Origin of the sequence: Erythrobacter sp. Dej080120_24 (assembly GCF_036322605.1) — a bacterium.
In the GTDB taxonomy this organism is placed as follows: Bacteria; Pseudomonadota; Alphaproteobacteria; order Sphingomonadales; family Sphingomonadaceae; genus Erythrobacter; species Erythrobacter aurantius.
Map to the genome: position 1 here is coordinate 1,179,801 of NZ_AP027262.1, position 22,294 is coordinate 1,202,094.

25 protein-coding genes and 2 tRNA genes are annotated in these 22,294 nt (G+C 62.4%); 10 read left to right on the forward strand and 17 right to left on the reverse strand.

All coding sequences use genetic code 11. From position 1 onward, the window contains the following. Positions 1-90: 90 nt before the first annotated feature. A complete protein-coding gene (locus tag AABA34_RS05595) occupies positions 91-828 on the forward strand; it encodes an Nmad3 family putative nucleotide modification protein (protein WP_338304260.1) in 738 nt (245 codons plus the stop codon). Here the strand turns inward: AABA34_RS05595 and mmsB are convergent. From mmsB to AABA34_RS05630, 7 genes are read right to left on the reverse strand one after another with little or no spacing between them, the layout of a single operon-like run. Continuing rightward, a complete protein-coding gene (mmsB, locus tag AABA34_RS05600) occupies positions 815-1,681 on the reverse strand; it encodes a 3-hydroxyisobutyrate dehydrogenase (RefSeq protein ID WP_338304261.1) in 867 nt (288 codons plus the stop codon). The two genes, AABA34_RS05595 and mmsB, sit on opposite strands and share 14 nt — an antisense overlap. Continuing rightward, positions 1,678-1,959: a hypothetical protein gene (locus AABA34_RS05605; RefSeq protein ID WP_338304262.1), complete on the reverse strand. Its 282-nt coding sequence runs from the start codon at positions 1,957-1,959 to the stop codon at positions 1,678-1,680. Before AABA34_RS05605 ends, mmsB begins: the two co-directional genes overlap by 4 nt. A 6-nt stretch (positions 1,960-1,965) precedes the next feature. Beyond that, positions 1,966-2,760: an enoyl-CoA hydratase-related protein gene (locus tag AABA34_RS05610; RefSeq protein ID WP_338304263.1), complete on the reverse strand. Its 795-nt coding sequence runs from the start codon at positions 2,758-2,760 to the stop codon at positions 1,966-1,968. After that, complete coding sequence (locus AABA34_RS05615; RefSeq protein WP_338304264.1) at positions 2,757-3,812, reverse strand: enoyl-CoA hydratase/isomerase family protein; 1,056 nt, start codon at positions 3,810-3,812, stop codon at positions 2,757-2,759. The genes AABA34_RS05610 and AABA34_RS05615 overlap by 4 nt, the downstream gene beginning before the upstream one ends. Continuing rightward, positions 3,812-4,207, reverse strand: coding sequence for a VOC family protein (locus tag AABA34_RS05620; RefSeq protein ID WP_338304265.1), 396 nt, complete (start codon positions 4,205-4,207; stop codon positions 3,812-3,814). The genes AABA34_RS05615 and AABA34_RS05620 overlap by 1 nt, the downstream gene beginning before the upstream one ends. Beyond that, positions 4,204-4,575: a hypothetical protein gene (locus AABA34_RS05625; RefSeq protein ID WP_338304266.1), complete on the reverse strand. Its 372-nt coding sequence runs from the start codon at positions 4,573-4,575 to the stop codon at positions 4,204-4,206. Before AABA34_RS05625 ends, AABA34_RS05620 begins: the two co-directional genes overlap by 4 nt. Before the next feature lie 43 nt (positions 4,576-4,618). Further along, on the reverse strand, positions 4,619-5,764 hold the full coding sequence (locus AABA34_RS05630; RefSeq protein WP_338304267.1) for an acyl-CoA dehydrogenase family protein: 1,146 nt from the start codon (positions 5,762-5,764) through the stop codon (positions 4,619-4,621). Between the two features lie 138 nt (positions 5,765-5,902). Here AABA34_RS05630 and AABA34_RS05635 point away from each other — a divergent pair, with 138 nt between their 5' ends. Further along, entirely contained in the window at positions 5,903-6,322 is a 420-nt protein-coding gene (locus tag AABA34_RS05635; RefSeq protein WP_338304268.1) for a hypothetical protein, read from the forward strand. On the opposite strand, the gene AABA34_RS05640 is transcribed toward AABA34_RS05635, so the two are convergent. The 4 genes from AABA34_RS05640 to AABA34_RS05655 are packed head-to-tail and all read right to left on the reverse strand — an operon-like array spanning position 6,319 to position 9,006. After that, positions 6,319-6,711 carry a RidA family protein gene (locus AABA34_RS05640; protein ID WP_338304269.1) on the reverse strand — a complete coding sequence of 131 codons (393 nt, stop codon included), beginning with the start codon at positions 6,709-6,711 and terminating at the stop codon, positions 6,319-6,321. The two genes, AABA34_RS05635 and AABA34_RS05640, sit on opposite strands and share 4 nt — an antisense overlap. Beyond that, complete coding sequence (locus AABA34_RS05645) at positions 6,708-7,007, reverse strand: I78 family peptidase inhibitor (protein WP_338304270.1); 300 nt, start codon at positions 7,005-7,007, stop codon at positions 6,708-6,710. The genes AABA34_RS05640 and AABA34_RS05645 overlap by 4 nt, the downstream gene beginning before the upstream one ends. 10 nt (positions 7,008-7,017) lie before the next feature. Continuing rightward, positions 7,018-7,494: a hypothetical protein gene (locus tag AABA34_RS05650; RefSeq protein ID WP_338304271.1), complete on the reverse strand. Its 477-nt coding sequence runs from the start codon at positions 7,492-7,494 to the stop codon at positions 7,018-7,020. A gap of 18 nt (positions 7,495-7,512) precedes the next feature. Continuing rightward, complete coding sequence (locus AABA34_RS05655) at positions 7,513-9,006, reverse strand: CoA-acylating methylmalonate-semialdehyde dehydrogenase (RefSeq protein WP_338304272.1); 1,494 nt, start codon at positions 9,004-9,006, stop codon at positions 7,513-7,515. 364 nt (positions 9,007-9,370) lie between these two features. On the opposite strand from AABA34_RS05655, the gene AABA34_RS05660 reads away from it, so the two are divergent. Together AABA34_RS05660 and AABA34_RS05665 are read left to right on the forward strand one after the other, a co-directional pair. Continuing rightward, on the forward strand, positions 9,371-9,964 hold the full coding sequence (locus AABA34_RS05660; protein ID WP_338304273.1) for a tetratricopeptide repeat protein: 594 nt from the start codon (positions 9,371-9,373) through the stop codon (positions 9,962-9,964). A gap of 485 nt (positions 9,965-10,449) precedes the next feature. Next, positions 10,450-10,523 (forward strand) — tRNA-Gly (locus AABA34_RS05665). Between the two features lie 98 nt (positions 10,524-10,621). On the opposite strand, the gene AABA34_RS05670 is transcribed toward AABA34_RS05665, so the two are convergent. Further along, positions 10,622-11,710, reverse strand: a complete 1,089-nt coding sequence (locus AABA34_RS05670; protein WP_338304274.1) for a helix-turn-helix transcriptional regulator — start codon at positions 11,708-11,710, stop codon at positions 10,622-10,624. Between the two features lie 233 nt (positions 11,711-11,943). Here AABA34_RS05670 and AABA34_RS05675 point away from each other — a divergent pair, with 233 nt between their 5' ends. From AABA34_RS05675 to AABA34_RS05690, 4 genes are all read left to right on the forward strand, one after another. Further along, positions 11,944-12,735, forward strand: a complete 792-nt coding sequence (locus AABA34_RS05675; protein ID WP_338304275.1) for a hypothetical protein — start codon at positions 11,944-11,946, stop codon at positions 12,733-12,735. A gap of 134 nt (positions 12,736-12,869) precedes the next feature. Continuing rightward, positions 12,870-13,472, forward strand: a complete 603-nt coding sequence (locus AABA34_RS05680; protein ID WP_338304276.1) for a hypothetical protein — start codon at positions 12,870-12,872, stop codon at positions 13,470-13,472. Positions 13,473-13,520: 48 nt separating this feature from the next. Further along, the gene (locus AABA34_RS05685; protein ID WP_338304277.1) at positions 13,521-14,003 is read left to right on the forward strand and encodes a hypothetical protein; all 483 of its coding nucleotides are present in this window, start codon (positions 13,521-13,523) and stop codon (positions 14,001-14,003) included. 113 nt (positions 14,004-14,116) lie between these two features. Continuing rightward, positions 14,117-14,641, forward strand: a complete 525-nt coding sequence (locus AABA34_RS05690; protein WP_338304278.1) for a hypothetical protein — start codon at positions 14,117-14,119, stop codon at positions 14,639-14,641. Between the two features lie 117 nt (positions 14,642-14,758). On the opposite strand, the gene AABA34_RS05695 is transcribed toward AABA34_RS05690, so the two are convergent. After that, positions 14,759-14,833: transfer RNA gene (locus AABA34_RS05695), tRNA-Val, on the reverse strand. A 110-nt stretch (positions 14,834-14,943) separates the two neighbouring features. Then, a complete protein-coding gene (gene sppA, locus AABA34_RS05700; protein WP_338304279.1) occupies positions 14,944-16,839 on the reverse strand; it encodes a signal peptide peptidase SppA in 1,896 nt (631 codons plus the stop codon). A 152-nt stretch (positions 16,840-16,991) separates the two neighbouring features. On the opposite strand from sppA, the gene AABA34_RS05705 reads away from it, so the two are divergent. Both AABA34_RS05705 and AABA34_RS05710 read left to right on the forward strand, forming a co-directional pair. Then, a complete protein-coding gene (locus AABA34_RS05705) occupies positions 16,992-18,008 on the forward strand; it encodes an aspartate carbamoyltransferase catalytic subunit (RefSeq protein WP_338304281.1) in 1,017 nt (338 codons plus the stop codon). Continuing rightward, positions 18,005-19,240, forward strand: coding sequence for a dihydroorotase (locus AABA34_RS05710; RefSeq protein ID WP_338304282.1), 1,236 nt, complete (start codon positions 18,005-18,007; stop codon positions 19,238-19,240). The genes AABA34_RS05705 and AABA34_RS05710 overlap by 4 nt, the downstream gene beginning before the upstream one ends. A 78-nt stretch (positions 19,241-19,318) precedes the next feature. On the opposite strand, the gene AABA34_RS05715 is transcribed toward AABA34_RS05710, so the two are convergent. The 3 genes from AABA34_RS05715 to AABA34_RS05725 all read right to left on the reverse strand — a co-directional run bounded on the left by AABA34_RS05715 (position 19,319) and on the right by AABA34_RS05725 (position 22,176). After that, positions 19,319-20,800: an SPOR domain-containing protein gene (locus AABA34_RS05715; RefSeq protein WP_338304283.1), complete on the reverse strand. Its 1,482-nt coding sequence runs from the start codon at positions 20,798-20,800 to the stop codon at positions 19,319-19,321. Positions 20,801-20,865: 65 nt separating this feature from the next. Then, complete coding sequence (locus AABA34_RS05720; RefSeq protein ID WP_338304284.1) at positions 20,866-21,435, reverse strand: hypothetical protein; 570 nt, start codon at positions 21,433-21,435, stop codon at positions 20,866-20,868. A gap of 15 nt (positions 21,436-21,450) precedes the next feature. Next, positions 21,451-22,176 (reverse strand): ParA family protein, encoded by a 726-nt coding sequence (locus AABA34_RS05725; protein WP_034952192.1) that lies wholly within the window; start codon positions 22,174-22,176, stop codon positions 21,451-21,453. Between the last annotated feature and the right edge of the window lie 118 nt (positions 22,177-22,294).

Below are 22,294 nucleotides of genomic sequence, written 5' to 3' on the forward strand. Positions count from 1 at the left end.
GGGCGCGCCTTTAGCCGCAAACTGCCCTGCGCGCAAAGCAAGGAAGGGCGCGCCTTGTGCAACTTTTTCCTGCCGGGCAGAAGGGGCTGAATGAAGATCGTTTTCTCACGCAAGGGTTTCGACAGCAGCGCGGGCGGCGGGCCTTCGCCGATAGTCGATGGCCGCCCTGTCAGCCTGCCGATCCCGGCGGGCACGGCCAGCACCACCAGCTATGGCGATCTGGGGCTGGGCGATCATGCCGTGCGGGCGAGCAAGGGGCGACTGGACGCGGCTGACCTGTGCCACCACGATCCGATGTTCCGCTCTGACGGCACCTGCGTCTTCGGCCAGCACAGCGCCGCGCAAACCCATCTCGAAGGGCAGGGCGTGGGCGTGGGTGATGTCTTCCTGTTTTTCGGCCTGTTTACGGAGGAAGCAAGCGGGGAGCCGCATCACCGCATCTTCGGCTATCTGCGGGTCGAGGAGATCATCCCGCTATCCGCCGGAATACCGGCAGAACTGGTCGAAATGGCGCACCCGCACGCGCTGGCGCTGCACAGCGCCAATGACGTGATCTGGCGCGGGGAAGGACGCACCGCCGCGCGCGCCAGCGATTCCTTGCGCCTTACAGTCCCCGGCGGTCCGCCCAGCCTGTGGCGACGGCCCGACTGGCTTAAGCGCGGGGGCCTGTCCTATCACGACCGGGCCGATCGCTGGATCAGGGGCGGCGAGGGTGAAAAGCGGCTGCGCAGCGTTGCACGCGGTCAGGAATTCGTCGCCGAAATCGGGCGCAGGGCAGCACCGCGCGAATGGCTCGACGCGGTGCTTGCCGAAATCAGAGGGTCTTGATGATCCCGGAGAAATCGAGCGCAGCGTTGTCCTTGGCGAATTCCTCGTAAATCTCGCGCGCGTGGGCGCCCAGCGGGGTGTTCGCCCCGGCTCCTTCCGCCGCTTCCATCGCCAGCCGCAGGTCCTTGAGCATTAGCCCGGTCGCAAAGCCGCCCTGGTAATCCTTGTCCGCCGGGCTTTCCACGCCCACGCCCGGCATCGGCGTATAGGCGTTGAGCGACCAGTTGTAGCCCGAGCTTTGCGAGCTGATCTCGTAGAATTTCTGCGGATCTAGGCCGAGCTTCTGCGCCATCTTCATCGCTTCGGCGGTGCCGATCATGGTGATGGCGAGGAGCATGTTGTTGCAGATTTTCGCGGTCTGCCCTGCGCCCACCGCGCCCGCATGGATCACCGCCTTGCCCATCGCTTCGAGCACGGGCTTTGCCGCGTCAAAGGCATGGACTTCGCCGCCGACCATGAAAGTCAGCGTGCCGCCCGCCGCCGCGGCAATGCCACCGGACACGGGTGCGTCGACCATCTTGTACCCTTGCGCATGGGCCGCCTCGGCCACTTCGCGCGCGGTCGCGACATCGATCGTCGAACAATCGATCAGCACGGCGGTGTGCGGTGCGTGGCCGATCACCTCGTTTTCATAGACCGCTTTCACGATGGCGCCGTTGGGCAGCATCGAAACCACCGCATCCACCCCTTCGCAAGCGGTCTTGGCGCTATCGAAGGCTGCGCACCCGGCTGCCTCTGCTGCTTCCCGCGCCGGAGTGCTGAGATCGAAAGCGCGCACGCTGTGGCCCGCCTTCACAAGGTTCGCGGCCATCCCGCCGCCCATGTTGCCGAGGCCGATGAAGGCGATTTTCATGATTGTCCTCTCCGTTTCAAATAGCGCCCGAGCGCCGCTGTTGCGAGCGCCGGGACCGCGGCGAACCCGCCAAGCAGGGCATAGATCGACAAATCCTCGCCGCTAAGGCTCCAGCCGCGCGATTGGGTCGACTGTTCAGCCACCATCAGACCGAGCGTGACCAGCAGGAATATGCCGAGCCCGATCCACCACACCCTTATCCCGGTAAACCGGCCCAGTGCCACGCCCAGCAGCAGGAACAGGCCGACGAATATCTCGAGAAAGGGTGACCAGTTCATGGCGGTTTAACGCCCCTTCCACTGTCCTTCGCGCTTTTCGATGAAGGCCGCCATGCCTTCGGCCTTGTCCTCGCTCGCGGTGAGGATCTGGAAGATGCGGCGTTCGACGATCAGGCCCTGATCCAGCGTCATTTCGAACGCGCTGTTCACCATTTCCTTGTTCGCGATCGTCGCCATCGGCGGCATTGCGGCGATGGTGGCGGCGGTCTTCAGCACTTCGGTGATGAGGTCGGCCTGCGGCACCACGCGCACGATCAGGTTTGATCGTTCGGCTTCCTCGGCGCTCATTATTCGGCCCGTCAGGCACATTTCCATACTCTTGGACTTGCCGATGGCGCGGGTCAGGCGCTGCGATCCGCCCATGCCGGGGGCGACGCCCAGCTTGATTTCCGGCTGGCCGAATTTCGCATTGTCGGATGCAATGATGAAATCGGCCATCATCGCCAGCTCGCACCCGCCGCCCAGTGCGAAGCCGTTGACCGCCGCGATCCACGGCTTGCGGGTCTTCTTCACGATTTCGCTGGTCCAGGGGGAGAAGAAATCGTCGAGATAGAAATCGGCTGCGGCCTTCTCGCTCATCTCCTTGATGTCGGCGCCTGCGGCAAAGGCTTTCTCGCCCGATCCCGTCAGCACCGCGCACAGCTGCGAAGCGTCGGCCTGATAGGCGGCGAAGGCGTCGATCAATTCCTCCAGCACCTTTGAATTCAGGGCATTGAGCGCCTGCGGGCGGTTGATCGTCATCAGCGTGACGCCCTTTGTCCCGCGGGCATCGGTTTCGACGGTGATGGTTTCGTAGCTCATAGGGGTTTCCATTCTTCCTTTGCCGGGAGCGGCGCAAAGATCGCGTCGAGCAATTCTTCGGTCACGTCCTCGGGTGTTGCCGGGTTCCATTTGGGATCATGGGTCTTGTCCACGATCACCGCGCGCACGCCCTCGGCAAAATCGGGGCGGGTCAGCACGCGGCTGGCGATGCGGTATTCCATCGCCATGTTTTCGGCGAAGCTGTCCAGCGTGAGGCTGGTCGCAAGCTGGCGCAGCGCGACCTTGCAGGTCTGCGGGCTTTTGGTGCCAAGCGTGTCGCGCTCCTTTTGCGCCCAGTCGTCGCCCGCTTCGATGGCGGTTTCGAGACTGGCGAGGATGTCTTCGTAGGAATCGCTGGCAAAATGGCGCGCGATCTTCACCGCGTTTTCCTCGATCCGGGCCTTGGGCGGGGTGCCGACCGGCTCGGACAGGATGCCCGCGATCCGATCCGGGTGATCGTGGATGCGCGCCTTGATATCCTCCAGCATGGCATGCGGCACGTAATGCGTGGCAAGGCCGGTCCACAACGCCTCCGCCCCGTCAAGCCGCGCGCCGGTGAGCGCGAGGAACTGGCCCAGCCGCCCGCCAAGCCGCGAAAGATACCAGCCGCCGCCGACATCGGGGAACAGGCCGATCCCGGTTTCGGGCATGGCAAAGCGGGTGTTTTCGGTCGCCACGCGATATTTCGCCGGCTGCGAAATGCCCACGCCGCCGCCCATCGTCACCCCGTCCATGAAGGCGACCACGGGCTTGGGATAGGTGAACAGCTGATGGTTCAGCTGGTATTCGTCGTGGAAGAACTTGCGCCCCAAGGTGCCGCCATCGTTCAGCGCCGAATTGCGCAGGAAAGCGATATCGCCGCCGGCGCAGAATCCGCGCCCGTCGTGATGATCGATGATGATCGCTGCAATCGCATCGTCCTTTTCCCACTCGGTGAGAGCGGCGGACATTGCGTGGCACATTTCCAGCGTCAGCGCGTGCAGGGCCTTGGGCCGGTTAAGCGAGATATGCCCGATGGGGCCGTTTATGCGGGTGAGAACGTCGTCGGTCATCAATTCGCTTTCGGTTCGATCAGGTCCCAGCGATTGCCAAAAGGATCGCTGAACACCGCAACGGTGCCATAGGGCTCGTGGCGGGGTTCTTCATGGAATGTCACCCCTGCTGCCGTAAAGCGGTTATGGCAATCGGTGAAGCTATCGGTTTGGAGGAAAAAAGCGACCCGCCCGCCTGCCTGATTGCCGATCGCGGCGCGCTGCGCATCGTCGGCAGCCTTGGCGATCAGCAGCCTCGCTCCGCCGCCACAAGGCGCGACAACGACCCAGCGTTTGCCGCCGCCCATCTCGGTGTCTTCGGCGAGAGTGAAGCCGAGCGTGCCGACATAAAAGGCGATGGCCGCGTCGTAATCGGGGACGACGAGCGTTGTCATGGCAATGGTTTCGGTGGTCATTCGAACACTTCCTGGATCGATTCAATTTCCTTCTGTGGAGGGAATAAATGCCATGCAAAGAACCAGTATGCTCCTGAGGCCACTATTGCTGCGACCAGAAGGGCTATCATTTGCTCCGTTGTCCAGCCCGATTGAGCGATCAAGGCAAGAACTCCTAGGCAGGAGCCAGCACCAAGGCTTAGGAAAAACCAACAAGGGCCTTTTCCCCATCTTTCCGTCGCGATGATTGCCGGAACGGCAACCGGGGTGCCAAGGATGCCACCTCCTATCCAGAACAAAATAGTTCCGAAAAAGACATCACTCGCTTCGACCGTCTCCATAAGGGAGACGAGAAACATATGGATGGCTGCACCAAGGAACGAAGCCACAGCGTAGGCTAGCAGCGGAACGCGAACCCTCAACCGTCAAACCTCACTGCCGCAGCAAATCCCGGCCCACGATCATTCGCATCACCTGATTGGTGCCTTCAAGGATCGAATGGACCCTCAGATCGCGCCAGAAGCGTTCGATGGGGTAATCTTTCAGATATCCGTATCCGCCGAACAATTGCAGCGCGTCATTGACCACCTTCGATCCGTTATCGGTCGCCAGACGCTTTGCCATTGCGGAAAAGCGCGATTTGTCGGGCGCATTGTCGGTCACCTTGGCCGCCGCCAGATACAGCAGCGCGCGCGCCGCCTCCAGATCGGTGGCCATGTCGGCGAGCATGAACTGGGTGTTCTGGAAATCGGCCACCGGCGTATCGAACTGCTTGCGATCCTTGGTGTAGGCCACGGCTTCATCAAGGCACCGCTGCGCCCCGCCGAGCGAGCACGCGCCAATGTTCAGACGGCCGCCATCAAGGCCCATCATCGCGAAACGGAAGCCTTCGCCTTCATCGCCCACGCGGTTTGCCACCGGCACGCGCGCGTCCTCGAAAATCACCTGCGCGGTGGGGGAGGCGTTCCAGCCGAGCTTCTTCTCGGGCGCGCCAAAGCTGACGCCGGGCGTGTCCTTGTCCACCACGAGGCAGGTGATGCCCTTGGTCTTGTGATCGCCGGTGCGGACCATGGTGACGTAAATGTCGTTGACCCCGCCGCCCGAAATGAACTGCTTGGTGCCGTTCAGCACGTAATGGTCGCCATCCAGAACCGCGCTGGTCTTCAATCCCGCCGCGTCCGATCCGCTGCCCGGTTCGGTAAGGCAATAGCTGGCGATCTTGTCCATCGTGATGAGATCGGGGAGGTAGCGGTCTTTCAGCTCCTGCCCGCCGAACTGGTCGATCATCCATGCAGCCATGTTGTGGATCGAGATGAAGGCGGATGTGGTGGGGCAGCCATAGGCCATCGCCTCCATGATCAGCGCGGCTTCAAGCCGCCCAAGCCCGATCCCGCCCGATTCTTCCGAAACATAGATCGCGCCAAAGCCAAGCTCTGCCGTGCGCTTGATCACGTCCTTGGGGAAGTGGTGCTTTTCATCCCATTCGCCCGCGAAAGGGGTGATGTTGTCGGCGGTGAAACGCTGCGCCATTTCCTGGATCGCGAGCTGGTCTTCGGTGAGTTGAAATTGTCCTGTCATGGCGAGCGGTTTAGCCCGTGGCGCAGCCATAGAAAAGAGCGTGCCGCCTCGTTTGTTTGATAGGCAATGATCGCATTGCGCGCGACATTCCCGCCGCAATGCTGTAACCGGATCGGGCTTTCAAACGTATCAAATCTCATGACAACTTCCGTACACCCGGCCCGCGCGCGCCTTTTGATCGTCTACAATGCCGATGGCGGCGTGCTGAACGCGCTCAGGGACGCGCTGTGGAAGATTACTTCGCCCGCGACCTACCCGTGTTCGCTTTGCGCGATCACCTATGGCGCGGTGTCGATGCATCCGGAGTGGAAACGCTTTCTGGCCGAGCTGCCGTTCGAAGTGGCGTTCCACCACCGCGACGATTTCGCCGCTGCCTATCCCGATCACGGCATCGCGCTGCCGACGATCGCGATTGCTCTGGGCGGGGACGAAGTGCGGGTGCTGGTGTCAAAGGACGATCTCGACCAGACGCAGGACACGCTGCAGCTGATGGAACGGGTGGAGGATGCGCTGGCGCAGTGGCGCGATCAACCGCCGCGGCTCAAGATCGTCGCCTAGCCGTTCGAAATCACAGCCTCGGCCTCGATCTCGACCTTCCATGCGCGGCGGCACAGCCATGCCACCCCGGCCATGGTTGCGGCAGGGCGGGCTTCGCCAAACCAGCGGGCGTGGACTTCGCCCACGGCCGCCTGATCGTCGAAATCGGTGAGCAGCATTCGGGTGCGCACGACATCGCTGGCCGAACCGCCCAGTTCCTCAATCGCGGCAGCGATGATCGCGCAGCAGCGTTCGGCCTGCTCGGCGGCGCCTCCGGGAGTGGTCGTGCCATCGGGTTCGACCGGGCCTGTGCCCGCGACGATGATCCGGTCTCCCACCCGCACCGCGCGGCAGAAGCCGAACTGCGCCTCGAATGGGGAGCCGGATGTGGTGCGCTGGCGCTTACTCATCCGCAGGTGATCGCGGTGATCGTCATCCCTGCGTCATAGCGCACGTTCACCCGGTCTTCGCGGTAATCCATGGTCCATGCGCTGTTCGGCGGGCCCCAGCGCAGGGCGCGCGCCTTGCTCCCCGCAAGGATCGCCGCGCCGGTTTCACCGTTCGCCTTCTGGCCGACATAGGATTGCACCGCCCCCGCATCGCACGTGCCGGGCGCGGGCCGCGCGGGTTCGGGCGCGGCATAGCTGCCTGCGCATCCCGCAAGCGCGAGGCAGACGGTCACACTCGGGGCAATCAATCGGATCATCGGGCTTCTCCTAGTTGCATCTCTGGCGCGGCATGGGGCGAACCAGAATATCCGATTCCGGGTCCGGCAGCACCAGCAACCTTTCGGGATTTCCCTGAATTCGCAAGACCGACTTTTGCTCCCACGTCTCGCCCTCTCCTTCCATTGCCAGAGAGACAATCACGTCCGAGCCTTGCTCCTCGATTGCGGTCAGCGTGCCCATGCTTTCGTAAAACAGGATTTCATTGCCGCTGATTTCCATCCGCATGTCGCTTTCGGGCGAACATGTGCCTTCGGTGTAGTCCCACACGCCCTGGAACCGGGGCGGGATCGCGGCGGGCGCCTGCGTGGGAGCCTCGACCTCAGCCGCATCGTCAGAGCCATAGGGATTGTCCGTGGTCGAAACGGTCAATTCGACATCCGCGCCATCCGAAGGCGCCTCCGCCTCGCCCGAACAGGCGGCGAGTGCGAGTGTGAGAGCGGCGGCAATCGGGGCGATCGGTTTCATGATCGCCCCATAGCAGCTTCACCCCATCGTCGGAATGACAAAGGCGTTGGAGCCATCCCCGCCGCCATCGGGCCAGCGCTGGGTTATCTTCTTCTTCTTGGTCCAGAAAGCGAGGCCTTCCGTCCCGTATTGATCGATGTCGCCAAAGCCCGAACGCTTCCACCCGCCAAAGCTGTGGTAGCTGACCGGAACCGGGATCGGCACGTTGATGCCGACCATGCCGACATTCACCCGGCTCGCAAATTCGCGCGCGGCGTGGCCGTTGCGGGTGAAGATCGCGACGCCATTGCCATACTGATGTTCGGAAGGCAGCCGCAGCGCGTCCTCGAAATCCTTTGCCCGCACGATCTGCAGCACGGGTCCGAAAATTTCTTCCTGATAGCTCTTCATCTGCGGCGTCACCCGGTCGATCAGGGTCGGGCCGACGAAGAAGCCTTTTTCATGCCCCTGCAGCGTGAAGCCGCGCCCGTCGATGACGATTTCCGCGCCTTCTTCCGCCGCAGTGGTGATCCATTGTTCGATCCGCGCCTTGTGCTCCGGCGTGACGACCGGGCCATAATGCGCTTCGGGATCGGTCGAAACACCGATGCGAAGCGCATGGATCGCCGGGATCAGCTTTTCCTTCAGCCGCTCCGCCGTGTCCTCGCCCACCGGCACCACCACCGGCAGCGCCATGCAACGTTCGCCCGCAGAGCCGAAAGCCGCCCCCGCCAGATCGTTCACCACCTGATCCAGATCGGCGTCGGGCATCACGATCCCGTGGTTCTTCGCCCCGCCGAAAGCCTGCACCCGCTTCCCGTTCTGGGCGCCGCGGTGATAGATGTAATGCGCGATGTCGGACGATCCGACAAAGCTGATCGCCGGAATGTCGGGATGGTCGATGATCGCGTCGACCATTTCCTTGTCCCCGTGGACGACCTGCAACAGCCCCTCCGGCGCGCCCGCTTCGACGAACAGTTCGGCGAGCCGTACCGGCACGCTGGGATCGCGCTCCGACGGTTTGAGGATGAAGGCGTTGCCCGCCGCGCAGGCCATGCCGAACATCCACATCGGGATCATCGCGGGGAAGTTGAACGGGGTGATCCCCGCGCCGATGCCCAGCGGCTGGCGCATCGAATAGACATCAATGCCCGGCCCTGCGCCTTGGGTGTATTCGCCTTTCAGCACCTGCGGGATGCCGCAGGCGAATTCGATCACTTCCAGCCCGCGCTGCACATCGCCCTTGGCATCGTCGATCACCTTGCCGTGTTCGGATGAAAGCATTTCGGCAAGGCTCTGCATGTTCGCCTCGATCAGCTCCTTGAACCGGAACATGACACGCGCGCGCTTTTGCGGGTTCGTCGCCGCCCAGCCGGGCTGCACCCGCTTGGCCGTCGCGACCGCGCGTTCGAGCAGCGCGGCATCCCCCAGCGCGACTTCGGCCTGGATCTCTCCGGTAGAGGGGTTCCAAATCTGGGCCTTGCGGGTCGGTGCGGGGGTATCGCCAACGATGAAATGGTCGATCTGACGCATGGGGAATTCTCCTGTCTCTTGCGACCACCCAATGACGCTGCACGGCGCCGGAGGCAAGGGGGTGCGGACTGCCTAATTTGCTGGGCGTGGGGCGGGGGTTGGGGCAGACGATCCGCTGGTGAGCTACAACGGAGCCAGCATTAGCATCAACAACGCCCGCTTCCTGCAGAACGATGCGCGCGGATCGATCGTCTATAGCTCGGATCGCTACGACTCCGCCGCGAGCCGGGTGATCAACACATACGATGAGTATGGCTTGAACCTGACAAGAGTGAGAACCTTTATATAGTCATTTGAATTCATGTGAATGACAGGGCAATGTGCTTTGCGTTCGATACAATTAGCGTAGAGAATGGGACTCCAAATGGAACAATATATGATTGAACTTGAGGAGGACGAATATTCTGATGCCCTCGTGGATGCAATTCATTTGCGCAAGACGGATATTATGAAGTCAATTAGTGATCTTTCACACTTGGCAGACAAGAATTCTAAGGTAGCATTATTCGTTCTGGGATACATCTTTCTCTATGGCAGGCATGGTGTAGAGGTTGATCGAGCTAAAGGTGAGGCGTTGTTTTTGCGTGCATGCGAACTGGGCTCACTGGAGGCATCGTATCGACTTGGCCGCTATTATCAGTCAATTGGAAGGCAGACAGAGGCGGTTCAGGCATTTCAACGTGCGGCAGACCTGGGCTTCTCACCTGCTCTGTGTAGGCTCGGAGCTCTGTATCAGGTCGGTGGCGTCACCGAAAAAGACCGGTCCAAATCTCGTGAGTATTTCAATAAATCGATAGCGCGGGGGAACTTAATAGCAAGGAAAGGTCTGGCGCACCTGAATCTGACGAGCAAGAATCCCGTCAAAGTCATCATGGGGTTGGTGCAATATATTCTTTCTATTTACCCGCATTACTCACAACTTCGCAAAGACCGTTCCAGTGACTCTTTGAGAAATTAGCTGCATGCTATCGAAGGGCTGGTGGCGAATTTCAGAGCTTCGGGAACGGTTCTGGCGCCTCACGGCTTCCTGACCAGCACTGCGCCGCTGCACCACCCTCCGCTGTCCTACACCGCCGCCCGGCGCTACGAACGGGGGAATGGTCGCCTTTCATCCCGCCCTCGATCCGCTCGCCGCGTGCGCCTTTTCGGGTGACACTTTCGTCCGTGAAAGGCGACACTTCGGGTGCGGCTATAGTCACACTTTCCCGCTCAAGAGTGACACCCGCGCCGATCCGGGTGACACTTCGCGCTCAAAGGTGACACTCTGCGCCCTGAAGGGTGACAGAACGCGGCTTTTTTCTCTGGACCGTGTTCCACCTGTTCCAGACTGTAGGGTTTGGCGGGCCAGAATGGCGGAGGATGCGGAGGGCGACTCGGCTGGTCTGCCGCGAAAGTGGATTGACGAAAGCGGGCATTCGCGACAGATGCGGCGGCAGAACCTGCGCGGGTGTAGCTCAATGGTAGAGCAGCAGCTTCCCAAGCTGACGACGAGGGTTCGATTCCCTTCACCCGCTCCATTCGCTGCGCTCACTGTGCGGGCTCCGGTTCCGTTGGCCGCTGGCGCGGCCCTCTTCGCGCTACGCGCTGCGAGTCCACCCGCTCGATACGCTGCCGCTCATGCAGCGGTATTTCCCTGGGACTGCGCCAGCAATTCATTGCGGCGCCACCGCGCGGGCGACACGCCGAAATGCCGCCGGAACGAGCGCACGAAGGCAGTGTCGTCGCCATATCCGAGCCGCTTGGCAACCTCGTGAACAGCAAGTCTTCCATGCAGCAACAGGTCTTGAGCCATGGTGAGGCGGACTCGGTCAACAATGGAACGATAGCTGAACCCCGACTCCGCTAGATTGCGTGCGAGAGTGCGCTGCGAACGGTCGAGTGACCGGGCCACCTCTGCAAATTGCAGGATCCGGCCATGTTCCGTTAGCGATGCCGTCACCGCCGCTTCTACCGCGCGGACGAGCTCGGGCATATCCGCGTTTGTGGACGTCCCCTCGGTCTGGCCCTGCCTGAGGATGCCTTCCCAAAAGTCGGGATTGAAGCCGGGGTTGGTGCGGGTAAGCGCGTCCTTGGGAATGTCGATGAAGGGCTCTTGCGAGGATGTCACGATCCGGCAGGGAAATTTGCCAGCGACCACTGGCGAGGATCGTACGATGCCGACCGTCACCTTGCCGAGAATATCCCGCCCCTCCTTCCTGAGTTCGATGAAGGATCGCACCACGGCAAGGACGACGGCGATCAGCGTGCTTTCGTAAATGGGGCTGAAGGGTGCGATGTCAGGATCGATTGCCATAGAGAGCCGTACCGGGTCAGCGTTGTCGCAAAGTGCGAGACTGATCGGTGGATTGGTTCGGTTGACGTTGGCGCTGAAGAACGAAAGCGCCGATCCGAGATCGGGTGCGGAGAGCACGGCGGTATCGCCCGGAAACCTTCCCCACTCGAAGATCATCTCCACGAGGCGTTCCTCCCCGATCCGTTCGATCAGGTTGGCGGTGGCCTTGAGGTCGTCAACCATGCGGATCCGGCGTGGCAGTTGTTTGCTTCCGGCATGGCTCGTGCCCTCCAAAAGCCAGTCGGGCCAGCCGATACTCTCCGCCCAAAAGGAGAGCATACCCGTGGGAACCTTGGAAAAGGCCTTGAAGGGATCTTTGCGCGAAAGTTCTGCAATGCACGCATCGAATCCGAGAGGGGCGGCGATATTCACGAAGCGTTTCCGACCACGAAGAATGCTTGAGGCAGATTAGTGTACTATTGGCATGAAATGTCAAATTAGTGGCAGAAGGTGTCGATGTATCTCATTGCCGGCATTGTTTAGTTTCCGAAGTGTTCCCGGAAGCAGCCGGGAACCACACGGTGAGCGGGTTCGATGACAGTGCCGGCTCAGTCCCGGGAAGCATCCCCGGTCTGGATCGGCCGGGAAAATGGGAGCAGACTACGATGAACTCGATTGCCCGCTATCTTGTCTCCGCATCGGCCTTTGGTGCGCTTGTTGCGACCCCTGCTCTGGCTGAGAAGGCAAATGACCTGACCTACCTGAACGGACGCAACGCGGCCGAAGTCGAACGCACGATTTACGACCGCGGCTTTCGCCATGTCAGCAGCCACCGCACCAGCGGCGGCTTTGCCAACAGCTATTGGTGGCAGGAAAGGGGAGACAACTGCATTGTCGTCGAGACTTCAGAGCGCAGCGGCCAGGTGATGACGATCAACGATGCGCCGAACAAGGATTGCGGCCATTCGGGCGGCATCAGCGGCGGAGAGGCAGCAGCCATCGGCGTGGGCGCAGTTCTGCTCGGCGCTTTGCTCGCGGGTGGTAAGTCGCATCACCGGGAAGGGCGTGACTACGACGAGACCCAGACCGCCGAATTCGATCGCGGCTATCGCGATGGGCTCCATCATGCGGGCTATCACAACTACAATCGCGACGATGCCTATGCCCACGGCTATGAGAAGGGTACCGAAGAGCGCGAGGCGAACCTTCGCGATCATCACCGTCGCGGAGGATACGCTCAGGTCGCGCGCTTCGACGATTTGCAGGACGCGCGTGCTGCAGGCGGGATGAGCGAACTCGAGCGGCGCGGCTTCCGCCAGGTCGACAACTTCACCAGCGGCAACACACGCTATTCGATCCAGTGGCGGCCGGAATCCCGCCAGTGCGTTCAGGTCACGATCGCCGACGGGCGCTTTTATGACCTGCGCGACATAGGCCAGCACCCCAATTGTCGCTGACCGGCTTGGCAGCATGATCGTGACGGTGAGGGAAGCGACGGCGAACGCAGCGAAGATGGTCTGCGCTTCGTCCACGCCGCTTCCCGCCCCCGTGATCAGCCAAGGCCCGAACGAATACTGACTGGAGATTGGAAATGATGATGCGAGTGATGATTTGCTCGGCCGCGATTCTCGCCCTATCGGCCTGCGGCGGCGCAGAGAATGAAGCAACAGATGAGGGCGATGCTGAAACCGCTGTCGCCGTCATTCCCGAAAGCCTCGCGCCTTTCGGTGACGGGTATCCAAACGCAGGCGATGCGTGCCGGCGGCTCGGTGAAAGCGCAGCGACCTCGAACTATCTCGACGATAGCGCGCTGCTCGTCGGCTGTCCGGACGAGGCTTCTGCCGAAGCGCTCGGCGGGGAGATCGTCGGCAATATCGAAGGCGTGCGGCTCGTCTCGATCGCGATGGGCGATGCCAATGTCGGTTTGGGCGAGAATGCCCCCGTTGAGGCAACTCCCGCCACTCCCAAGGAGGTCGCGATCCGCGGGCCGAACAGCCTCGAAACCCGCTGCACCGACAGGGTTGCGCAAGAGACCGGAGCGCGCGTGACCGGGACCAACCGCATCGAGGAATCAGAAGCGGCTATCGCAATCTACGTCAATGTCGATGGCGCCCAAGCGCCGTGGCGTTGCCTTGCTTATCGGGACGGCACCGTCGGCGAGGTGATGTATACCGGAAGCGAAGGCGCGCTCTGATTAGAGTGCCGGATGACGCAGGAAGAAGGTGAGAAGGCGATTATGAGAATGAACAGATTGGTCGTGGTCGGCTTGCTTGCCGGAAGTCTCGCGGCGTGCGGAGGAGCGCAGGGCGATGAAGCGGGTGTAAGCGCTGCGGAAGGAGCGGAGACAGGCGAAGTCGTCGCAGATGCGAACAATCGGCCTCCACCGCCGCCCGATATTCCCGAGCCTATCTCGCCGGGGGACGAATACAGCGCGACCACGATCCTGCCCTGCGGTTTTGACGGTGCAGCACCCGAAATGCGCTGCAATGCAGGCGTCAAGCGCAATTGGGGAGAGGACGGCACGACTCTGGTCGAAGTGTTCAAGCCCGATGGGCGCAAGCGCGCGATATTCTTCCAGGGAACCACCCCTTATGGCGCGGACAGCGCCCAAGCGGACGGCTCGGCTGGTTGGGACTTTGAGGTCAGCCGCAAGGACGACGAGGTGACGATCAGTTTCGGGCCGGAAACCTACGTCATCGTCGATGCACTCATAGAAGGTGGATGAGGCTTGCGTCATGGGGAAGATCGCAATCGGGCTGATCGCGCTGATCGCGGGATACAACAGCGCGATCTTGCCCAGCAGCACTCCTTCGATCCGGCTTTGATCGGAGCATCAGAATGAAACTTGGACACACCCGGATGGCCGCAGCGGCCCTGCTTGCGTTTGCGGCAGCGGCGCAGTCTCATGCTCAGGAAGATGCGCCGGAGCCGCGCTGGGACTTCATCGCCTTCGAGGTCAAGAGCTGGGGCGAGACCGTGACTTCGTGGCGGATGGCTCCGGGTGTCGGAGGAAGCTGGACCGAGGCGCGCAAGGAAGCGGGCGAACCGCTCGGCAGCTACACACTTGTCTGGCACGAAATCGATGCAGACGCGCGATTTTACAGCACCCTCGAAAGCGTGCTCGCCCGTCTGCATCAGCCCGCGCCCGATGCGAACGACTGCGACAACTTCATGACCGACTTGGCGTATGGGACCATCCGTCTGACCAAGGGCGCGACGACAACCGAGATCGCGTGGAACTCGGGCTGCATGGACGAGGATTATACGGACTTCATCGGAGTCCTGAAGGAAGCTGACACGCTTGTCGCCGAAGCCGGGCGCAAAGGCAGGGTGCTGCGTGAGGAGCGCGTTGCACCGGACTGAGCCGCCAGACCAGTCGGCTACCACTAAGTACCGTGTCTATGCCGGAGATGATCGAGACATTCTCGGCCCCGCGTTTGCAGGGAAACGCAGCCCATCTTTCCTAAGTCATTGAAAAGATGGTGGGCGCGGCAAGGATTGAACTTGCGACCCCACCCGTGTGAAGGGTGTGCTCTACCACTGAGCTACGCGCCCGTCCTTTGGCGGAAACGACCTTTTTGCCGTTTCACGGACAGGGGCGCGCAACTACTGCGGTACGGGCTCTATTGCAAGCCTCTATCTACCCGGCATCTCGCGTGCGCGGCTTACCCGGAAATCCACGCACCCAGCCATTGCATGAGCGAGCGCGTATCGCTGCGGCGAGCCGGCTGGGGAAGGGCAGGGCATTCAAGGCAATAGGCCTGCACCCCTTGCGCGCCGGAGAGCCGGTTCGCATCGGCGACCAATTGCCCCAGCAGCACTTCGCGTTGCCGCGCCGCCATCGCGAACAGATCGCCGCTGCGCGCTTGTGCGGCAGGCGCCACGGAGGCGGTTACCAGTTGCCGGATCAGCGAGTCGTAATTGGCTTCCTGCTTGCCGAGGAACCGCGCGCTCCAGTCATTTTCTTCCAAACCGGCTTCACCCGCCACCCATTGCAAGGCATCGGACAGTCCGCCGAACTGATCGACCAATCCGAGCTGCCGCGCGGCACCGCCGTCCCAAACGCGGCCTTGGGCGATCTGATCGACCTTTTCGGTCGTCATACCGCGCGCCTTGGCGACGCGCTCAAGGAAATCGGAATAGGTATCGGTCACACCCGCTTGCAGGATGGTATCCAGTTCCGGGGTCAGGCCCGCGATCAGGTCCGGCTGTCCCGAAAGCGGCGTCGTGCGATAACCGGCAGCGTTGACGCCGATTTCGTTCGCCGCCCCTTCAAAGGTCGGGATTACCGCGAACACCCCGATCGAACCGGTGATGGTTTCGGGCTGGGCGAAGATGCGATCCCCCGCCGTTGCCACCCAGTATCCGCCGCTGGCCGCGACATTGCCGAAAGACACGGCGACGGGAATTTCCTTGGCCCGGAAACGCTCGATCGCGCGCCGGATTTCCTCCGATGCGGTGACTGATCCTCCGGGCGAATTGACCCGCACGACCAGCCCCTTGATGCTGTCATCACTGAGCGCATCGTCGAGCAGCCCGGCAATCCGGTCGCCACCCGCGGTGCCTGGCCCGGCATCGCCATCGACGATAGTGCCTGCCACGGTGACGACGGCGATTGTGTTCGAAGAGCTGCCCGTGCCCGGCCCGACATCGGCGAGATAGGGCAGGAAATCGCTGCGCGCGTAAGCGCCCGGCTTTTCGTTCCAGCGGTCTTCACCGGCGATTTCGGCAACGCGGGTGCCAAATTCGACCCGGTCGCCCAGCTTGTCGACCAGACCCGCCTCAAGCGCGGCCTTCGCCAGATCGCCCGAAGATGCCTCAACCCAGGCCACGGGATCGCGCGTCACCCGCTCAAGCTGAAGATCGGGCCGCGCCTTCTTCACATTGGCCTGCCATTCTTCCCACATCGCGCCGTAAAGACTGCGCAGATTCTCCATCGCCGCTTCGGAGGGGCCGTTTAGCAGATAGGGCTCCACCGCCGACTTGAACTCGCCCACGCGGTACACCCGCGCATTGACGTTCAGACGCTCGAGCAGGCGCGCATAGTAAAGGTTGCTGCCGCCCGGACCGGCGATCAGCGCGCCGCCCAGCGGATCGACCCACACCTCGCTTGCATGCGCGGCAAGGTGCATGTGATCATCAGCATAGCCGAGCGCATAGGTAAGCACCGGCTTTTCCGCCTTGCGCACCCGGTCCATCGCCTCACCGACTTCCTGCAGATGGACCTGACCACCGCCGACAAAGCCGGTCATGTCGATCACCACCGCCTTTATCCGTTCATCGCCCGCTGCCGCATCAAGCGCGCGGACCAGATCGCGCACCTGATATTCGGTCGGCGGAGCTTCGCCTGCCAGCAGCGTCTCGATCGGGTCAATCGGAGAGCTTTCCTCAACCACATAGCCCGACAGATCGATATACAGCGCACCGTCGCGCACCTCACCGGGGTTGGGAGAGGCTGACAGGATGCCGAACAGGGCGATGAAAAACAGCAACATGAAGACGAGCACCAGCGTGTCCTTGATCCCGACGATCACTTTCCATGCCTTGCCGAGGAAGCTCATAGGGCGACTTTTCCTGTATTCTGATGGTGTGGTTTCGACTGTTTCAGCATGGTCTAGGGCGCTTTGTGCCAAACTTCCATGTCTAAGGGCACTTCGATGGGTTGAGCGTTGGATGCGGCTCGACTAAGGGCGATGGAGCTTTCGGGGCATTGATGAACACAGCAACTCCCAATCAGACGGATGCGCGCTTTCCGGCGGGGCGTCTGGCGTTTCCGCACCGCGACCTCACCGGCATCGCCCAGCTTGAACGGCACGAGATCCTCTTTCTGCTGGCGCAGGCGGAACAATGGGTCGATCTGAACCGCCAGAGCACCAAGCACGTCGGCCTGCTTTCCGGCCTGACGATCATCAACGCCTTCTTCGAAAACTCGACCCGCACGCTGCTCAGTTTCGAGATCGCGGGCAAGCGTCTGGGGGCCGATGTCGTCAATATGCAGGCGGCAACATCCAGTGTGAAGAAGGGCGAGACGCTGATCGACACCGCGATCACCCTTAACGCCATGCGCGCCGATGCGATCGTGATCCGCCACGGTTCCTCCGGCGCAACGCAGCTGATTGCGGACAAGGTCGATTGCCCGGTGCTCAACGCCGGGGACGGGCAGCACGAACATCCGACTCAGGCCCTGCTCGATGCGCTTGCCTTGCGCGAGGCGCTTGCCCGGCGGGGCGAGGCGGATGAGGATTTCACCGGACGGCGGATCACCATTTGCGGCGACATCCTGCACAGCCGCGTCGCGCGTTCGAACATCCTGTGCCTGCAGGCGCTGGGCGCGACCGTGCGCCTGTGTTCGCCGCCTGCGCTGATGCCCGCCGGAGTGGAGGCGATGGGTGCGGAAGTGTTCCACGATTTCGACGCGGCGCTGGATGGCAGCGATGTAGTCATGATGCTGCGGCTCCAGTCGGAGCGTATGTCCGGGCAGTTCATCCCTTCGGCGCGCGAGTATCACCACCTCTACGGGCTTACCAAAACGCGTTTGCAACGGGCTGCTCCCGATGCGCTGGTGATGCATCCCGGCCCGATGAACCGCGGGGTGGAGATCGACAGCGAAGTGGCCGACATGGTTGATCGCTCGATCATCACCCAACAGGTGGAAATGGGCGTGGCGATCCGCATGGCGTGTCTCGACGTGCTGACGCGCAAGGCGCGTGGTGTGGAGGGCTGGGCATGAAGCAGACGCAGCCTCTTGCGGTTACCGGCGGCAAAATCGTCACGCGAGATGGCGTGGTGCAGGGCACGGTGCGGCTGGTTGACGGCCTGATCGCTGCCGTTGGGCCCGATGTGATGCCACAGGACGGTGACACCGTGCTGGATGCCAAAGGCAAGCTAGTGGCTCCCGGAATCGTCGATTTCGGGGTGTTCAAGGTCGACAAGCCCGCTTTCTATTTCGGTGGGATCACGCGTGCGGCGCTGATGCCCGACCAGTCGCCGCCGCTCGATTACCCGAGCCGCGTCAACTACATCGCCAAGAGCGGCAAGCCCGATCTGTGGGTTCACCCGCTTGCCGCTGCGACCCGCGGGCTCGAAGGTAGCGAACTCGCGGAGATCGCGCTGATGCGTGATGCGGGTGCGCGCGGAGTTGCCACAGGACGGCGCTGGATCGGCGACAGCGGCGTTATGCTGCGGCTGATGCAATATGCGGCCATGCTCGATCTGGTGGTCGTCTGCCATGCCGAGGACGATGGGCTTGCCGCCGGTGCCGCTGCCACTGCAGGCGAGATCGCGACCCGCCTTGGCCTGCCGAGCGCCCCGGCTGAAGCCGAAACGCTTGCGCTGGCGCGGGACATTGCGCTTGCCGAAATGAGCGGCGCGCGCGTGCATTTCCGCCAGGTCACCACCGCCGCCGGGTTCGACCTGATCCGCGCGGCCAAGGCCAAGGGCACCCGGGTCACCTGCGGAATCACCCCTGCGCATTTCATGCTGTCCGATCTCGCCACCGCCGATTTTCGCACCTTCACCCGGCTTTCACCGCCCTTGCGCAGTGAAGCGGACAGGCAGGCTGCGCGCGCGGCGATTGCCGACGGGACGGTGGATGTCATCGCCAGCGGTCACGATCCGCGCGGCCCGGAAGACAAGCGTCTGCCCTTCGCCGATGCCGAGCCGGGCATGGCAGGGGCCGAAACCTTGCTGCCGCTGGTGTTCAACCTCGTGCGAGAAGAACTGATCGACACCGCTGCCGCGTTTCGTCTGCTGGCCGCTAACCCCGCGCAATTGCTCGGGGTGAATGCGGGTGCGATCGAACCGGGACGAGAAGCCGATATCGCGGTGATCGATCCGGATGCCCCGTGGATTGTGGATCGCCGGATGATGGAGGCGACAGCCGACAACACTCCGTTCGACAGGCAGGGTGTGCAGGGCCGGGTCAAGGCTCTGATCAAGGGCGGGGTCGAAATCCCGCTTTGAGCGGCTGATCCACGCGTCAAAAAATGCCCCCGGAGCTGGGGCGCTCCGAGGGCAGTCTCGCTGAAGTTGGTTTGCGGGTTAGCGTGAACGTGCGGCCACGCGAACGCCGTTGTCGACCGCGCCTGCGGGCGGGTTCGATGCGGCATAGGCAAAGCAGCCACGGCCCGAAGACTTTACGGTTCCGCACATGCTGCTTGCGGTGCGTGAAGTGAAGCCTGCGGCAGCGACGCGGAAGAACGTGCGACCGTTGACCTTGGCTTCGGTGATGACAACGTCATGCTTGGAAAGCTGCGGGAAGCGGCGCTGCAATTCGCGCCACTTGGATTCCGCCACAGCACGGCTTTCGAAGGCGCCGAGCTGGACGAGATGGGTTGCATCCGCCCCGGTTGCGACAGCCATCGGCTGGACGGTGGCGCGTGCCTGTGCAGGAGCACGAACGGGCTGCGGGCGAGCGGCCTGCGCCGGACGTGGTGCGGACACGGGAACTTGCTGCACCACGGCGTTGGATACGAAGCGCGGTGCACCACGCGAAGGAGCGGCAGCGGCAACCGGCGTTGCCACAGGAGCCGGAGCGGAACTGCGCACCGGTGCGGTTACCGCCGGAGTAGCCTCAGCCACGCGTACCGGGCTGGCGGCGCGCGGGGTCGGGTCAACCGTCTCTACGGCATCTTCGTCCTTGTCCTCGACATAGACGGTATCGATGTCGCGAATGCCAAAGGCCATTGCTTCGCTTTGAGTCGGCTTGGCTTCGGCGAACTCGGCCGGAGCGGCATCGCTGCTGCCGGTTTCGGCTTCGGCGACGAGCACTTGCTGGCTCGGGAAATTGGCGAGCGCGAGATGCTGCGGCTGGCCGCCGTCGGCAACCGGGCTGATACCCAGCAGCTTCGCCACGCGGACCATGTGGTCTTCCGGGCGAGCAGTAGAGGCCCATTCGGTCAGGCGCGCATCGAGCTGGTCTGCCGGAACGTCTTCGGCGGCCATGACCCGCGCAGCCGGCCAATTGCCTGCGAGCGCATAGGAATAGGCAAGGTTCTGGCGCGCCTTGGCGCTGGTGTCGCCATTGCGCACCGTGTTCACGAGGTAATGCACGCCGCGTTCCGGAGCACCCGCGAGCGCCATCGCAAGGCCCAGATCAGCGGCGGGGATCGCGCTTTCATGGGCTTGCAGAGTTTGCAGTGCAGCGGTGTTGTTGCCGATGGCGACCTGAGCAAGGGCATAGCTCAGAACGGTGCGCGGATCGCTGTCACCCAGTTCGATCGCTTCGCCAAAGGCGGTTGCGGCGGACTGGAAACGGCCTGCCTCAAGATAGGATGCACCCAGCAGCGCACGGAAACCGGCGTTGCGCGGTTCGGCCAGCACAGCGGCTTCGGCGTGTGCGACGGCATTGTCCACCTTGCCATTCTGAAGCGCGGCCTGGGCCTTGGTGAACGACACTTCCGCGGGCGGCGCCGATGCCGCACAGCCGGCGAGCGCGAGGCTTGCCAGCGCGGTGCCGATGAAAAGGGCCATCTTCGGGCCACTGCTGCGGCTGTTGGTAAAGCCTTGATTATCGCGGGCCATTGTCGTTTCCCCTAAATTAACCATGATTGTCAGCGTTTTGATCGAGTTTGGTTAACAATTAGTTGTCAGTTGCTAGTCATGCGCCCGTTCAGGCGCTGGGCGATGGTGTCAAGATCCTCGATCCCGGCGAGCAAGGCATCGAGTGCCTCCGTTACCAGCGCCTGTGCGCTGACCCCCTGGATCGTCGCGGCGAGCCGCAGCTTGAGGTGACGTTCGGTGTCGAGCCGCAGCGTGAAGGCGGCGCGACGCGAATTGCGCGATGCCTGTTTGCGCGCTGGGGCGGGCTTGCTCTGGATCAGTTCGGCTTCGTGATCTTCATTGTCCTGGCCGATTGCCGCATTTGCCAGCAGTTGATCGGCCAGATTGCGCTGTTGCCGCACGACCAGCGGGCTTTCTTCGCCTTGCGGCAGTTCCGCAGGAGTGGCCGCATTGCTCAGGATCGAGACAACATCCGTGCTGCCATTGTCAGTCTGGCTTGCGTCGTCATGACCCATGTCGTTCCAGCCGAGGTCTTCGAGCTGGTCTTCGGCCACGACTTCGGGAAGCGGGGCGAGTTGCGGGCGCATGGCGGGCTTTGCGCCACCTTTGCGGGCGAGCAAAGTCGGTCCAAGCGAGGCAAAGCTGGCTTCGGACATCGCGGTGCAGCCCCCTTACTGGGCCACCCGGCGGCCAAAGCCGCCAGCGGGGCGATGCACGCCGCCTGCCTGTGCCTGATTCACGCCGGTTCCGGGCGCGGCGAACACAGTGCGGCGGAAATTCTTTTCGAGCCGGTCCGAGATGTACTTCCACAGTGCGGTGATTTCGGCGGCGCTGCGGCCTTCAGGATCGACTTCCATGACGGTCCGGCCATCAATCATCGATGCGGCGAAATCGGTGCGGTGATGCAAGGTTACCGGTGCCACCGTGCCGTGCTGCGACAGCGCGACGGCGGCTTCGGAAGTGATCTTGGCCTTGGGCGTGGCCGCGTTGACCACGAAGATCAGCGGCTTGCCCGCGCGTTCGCAAAGATCGACCGTTGCGCCGACGGCGCGCAGATCGTGCGGGCTGGGACGGGTCGGAACGACGATCAGCTCGGCGACACTGATCACCGACTGGATTGCCATGGTAATTGCAGGCGGCGTGTCGATGACCGCGAGCTTGAAGCCCTGCTGGCGAAGCACCTGAAGATCGGCGGCAAGCCGCGATACGGTGGTTTGCGCAAAGGCCGGATATTCGGCTTCGCGTTCATTCCACCAATCGGCCAGCGAGCCTTGCGGGTCGATGTCGATCAGGACGACCGGCCCTGCGCCTGCGCGCTGGGCCTGAACGGCCAAATGCCCGGAAAGGGTGGTTTTCCCTGATCCGCCTTTCTGCGATGCCAAAGCGAGTACACGCAACGCTCGGTCCCCCTGATTATAGACCTGTAATCGTCGCCTTAATGCGACCGGATGAACCTCTGGATCGCAGGATACCCCTAATTTTGAGTTAATACGGGGCTCGCCCTTTTTGATGCGT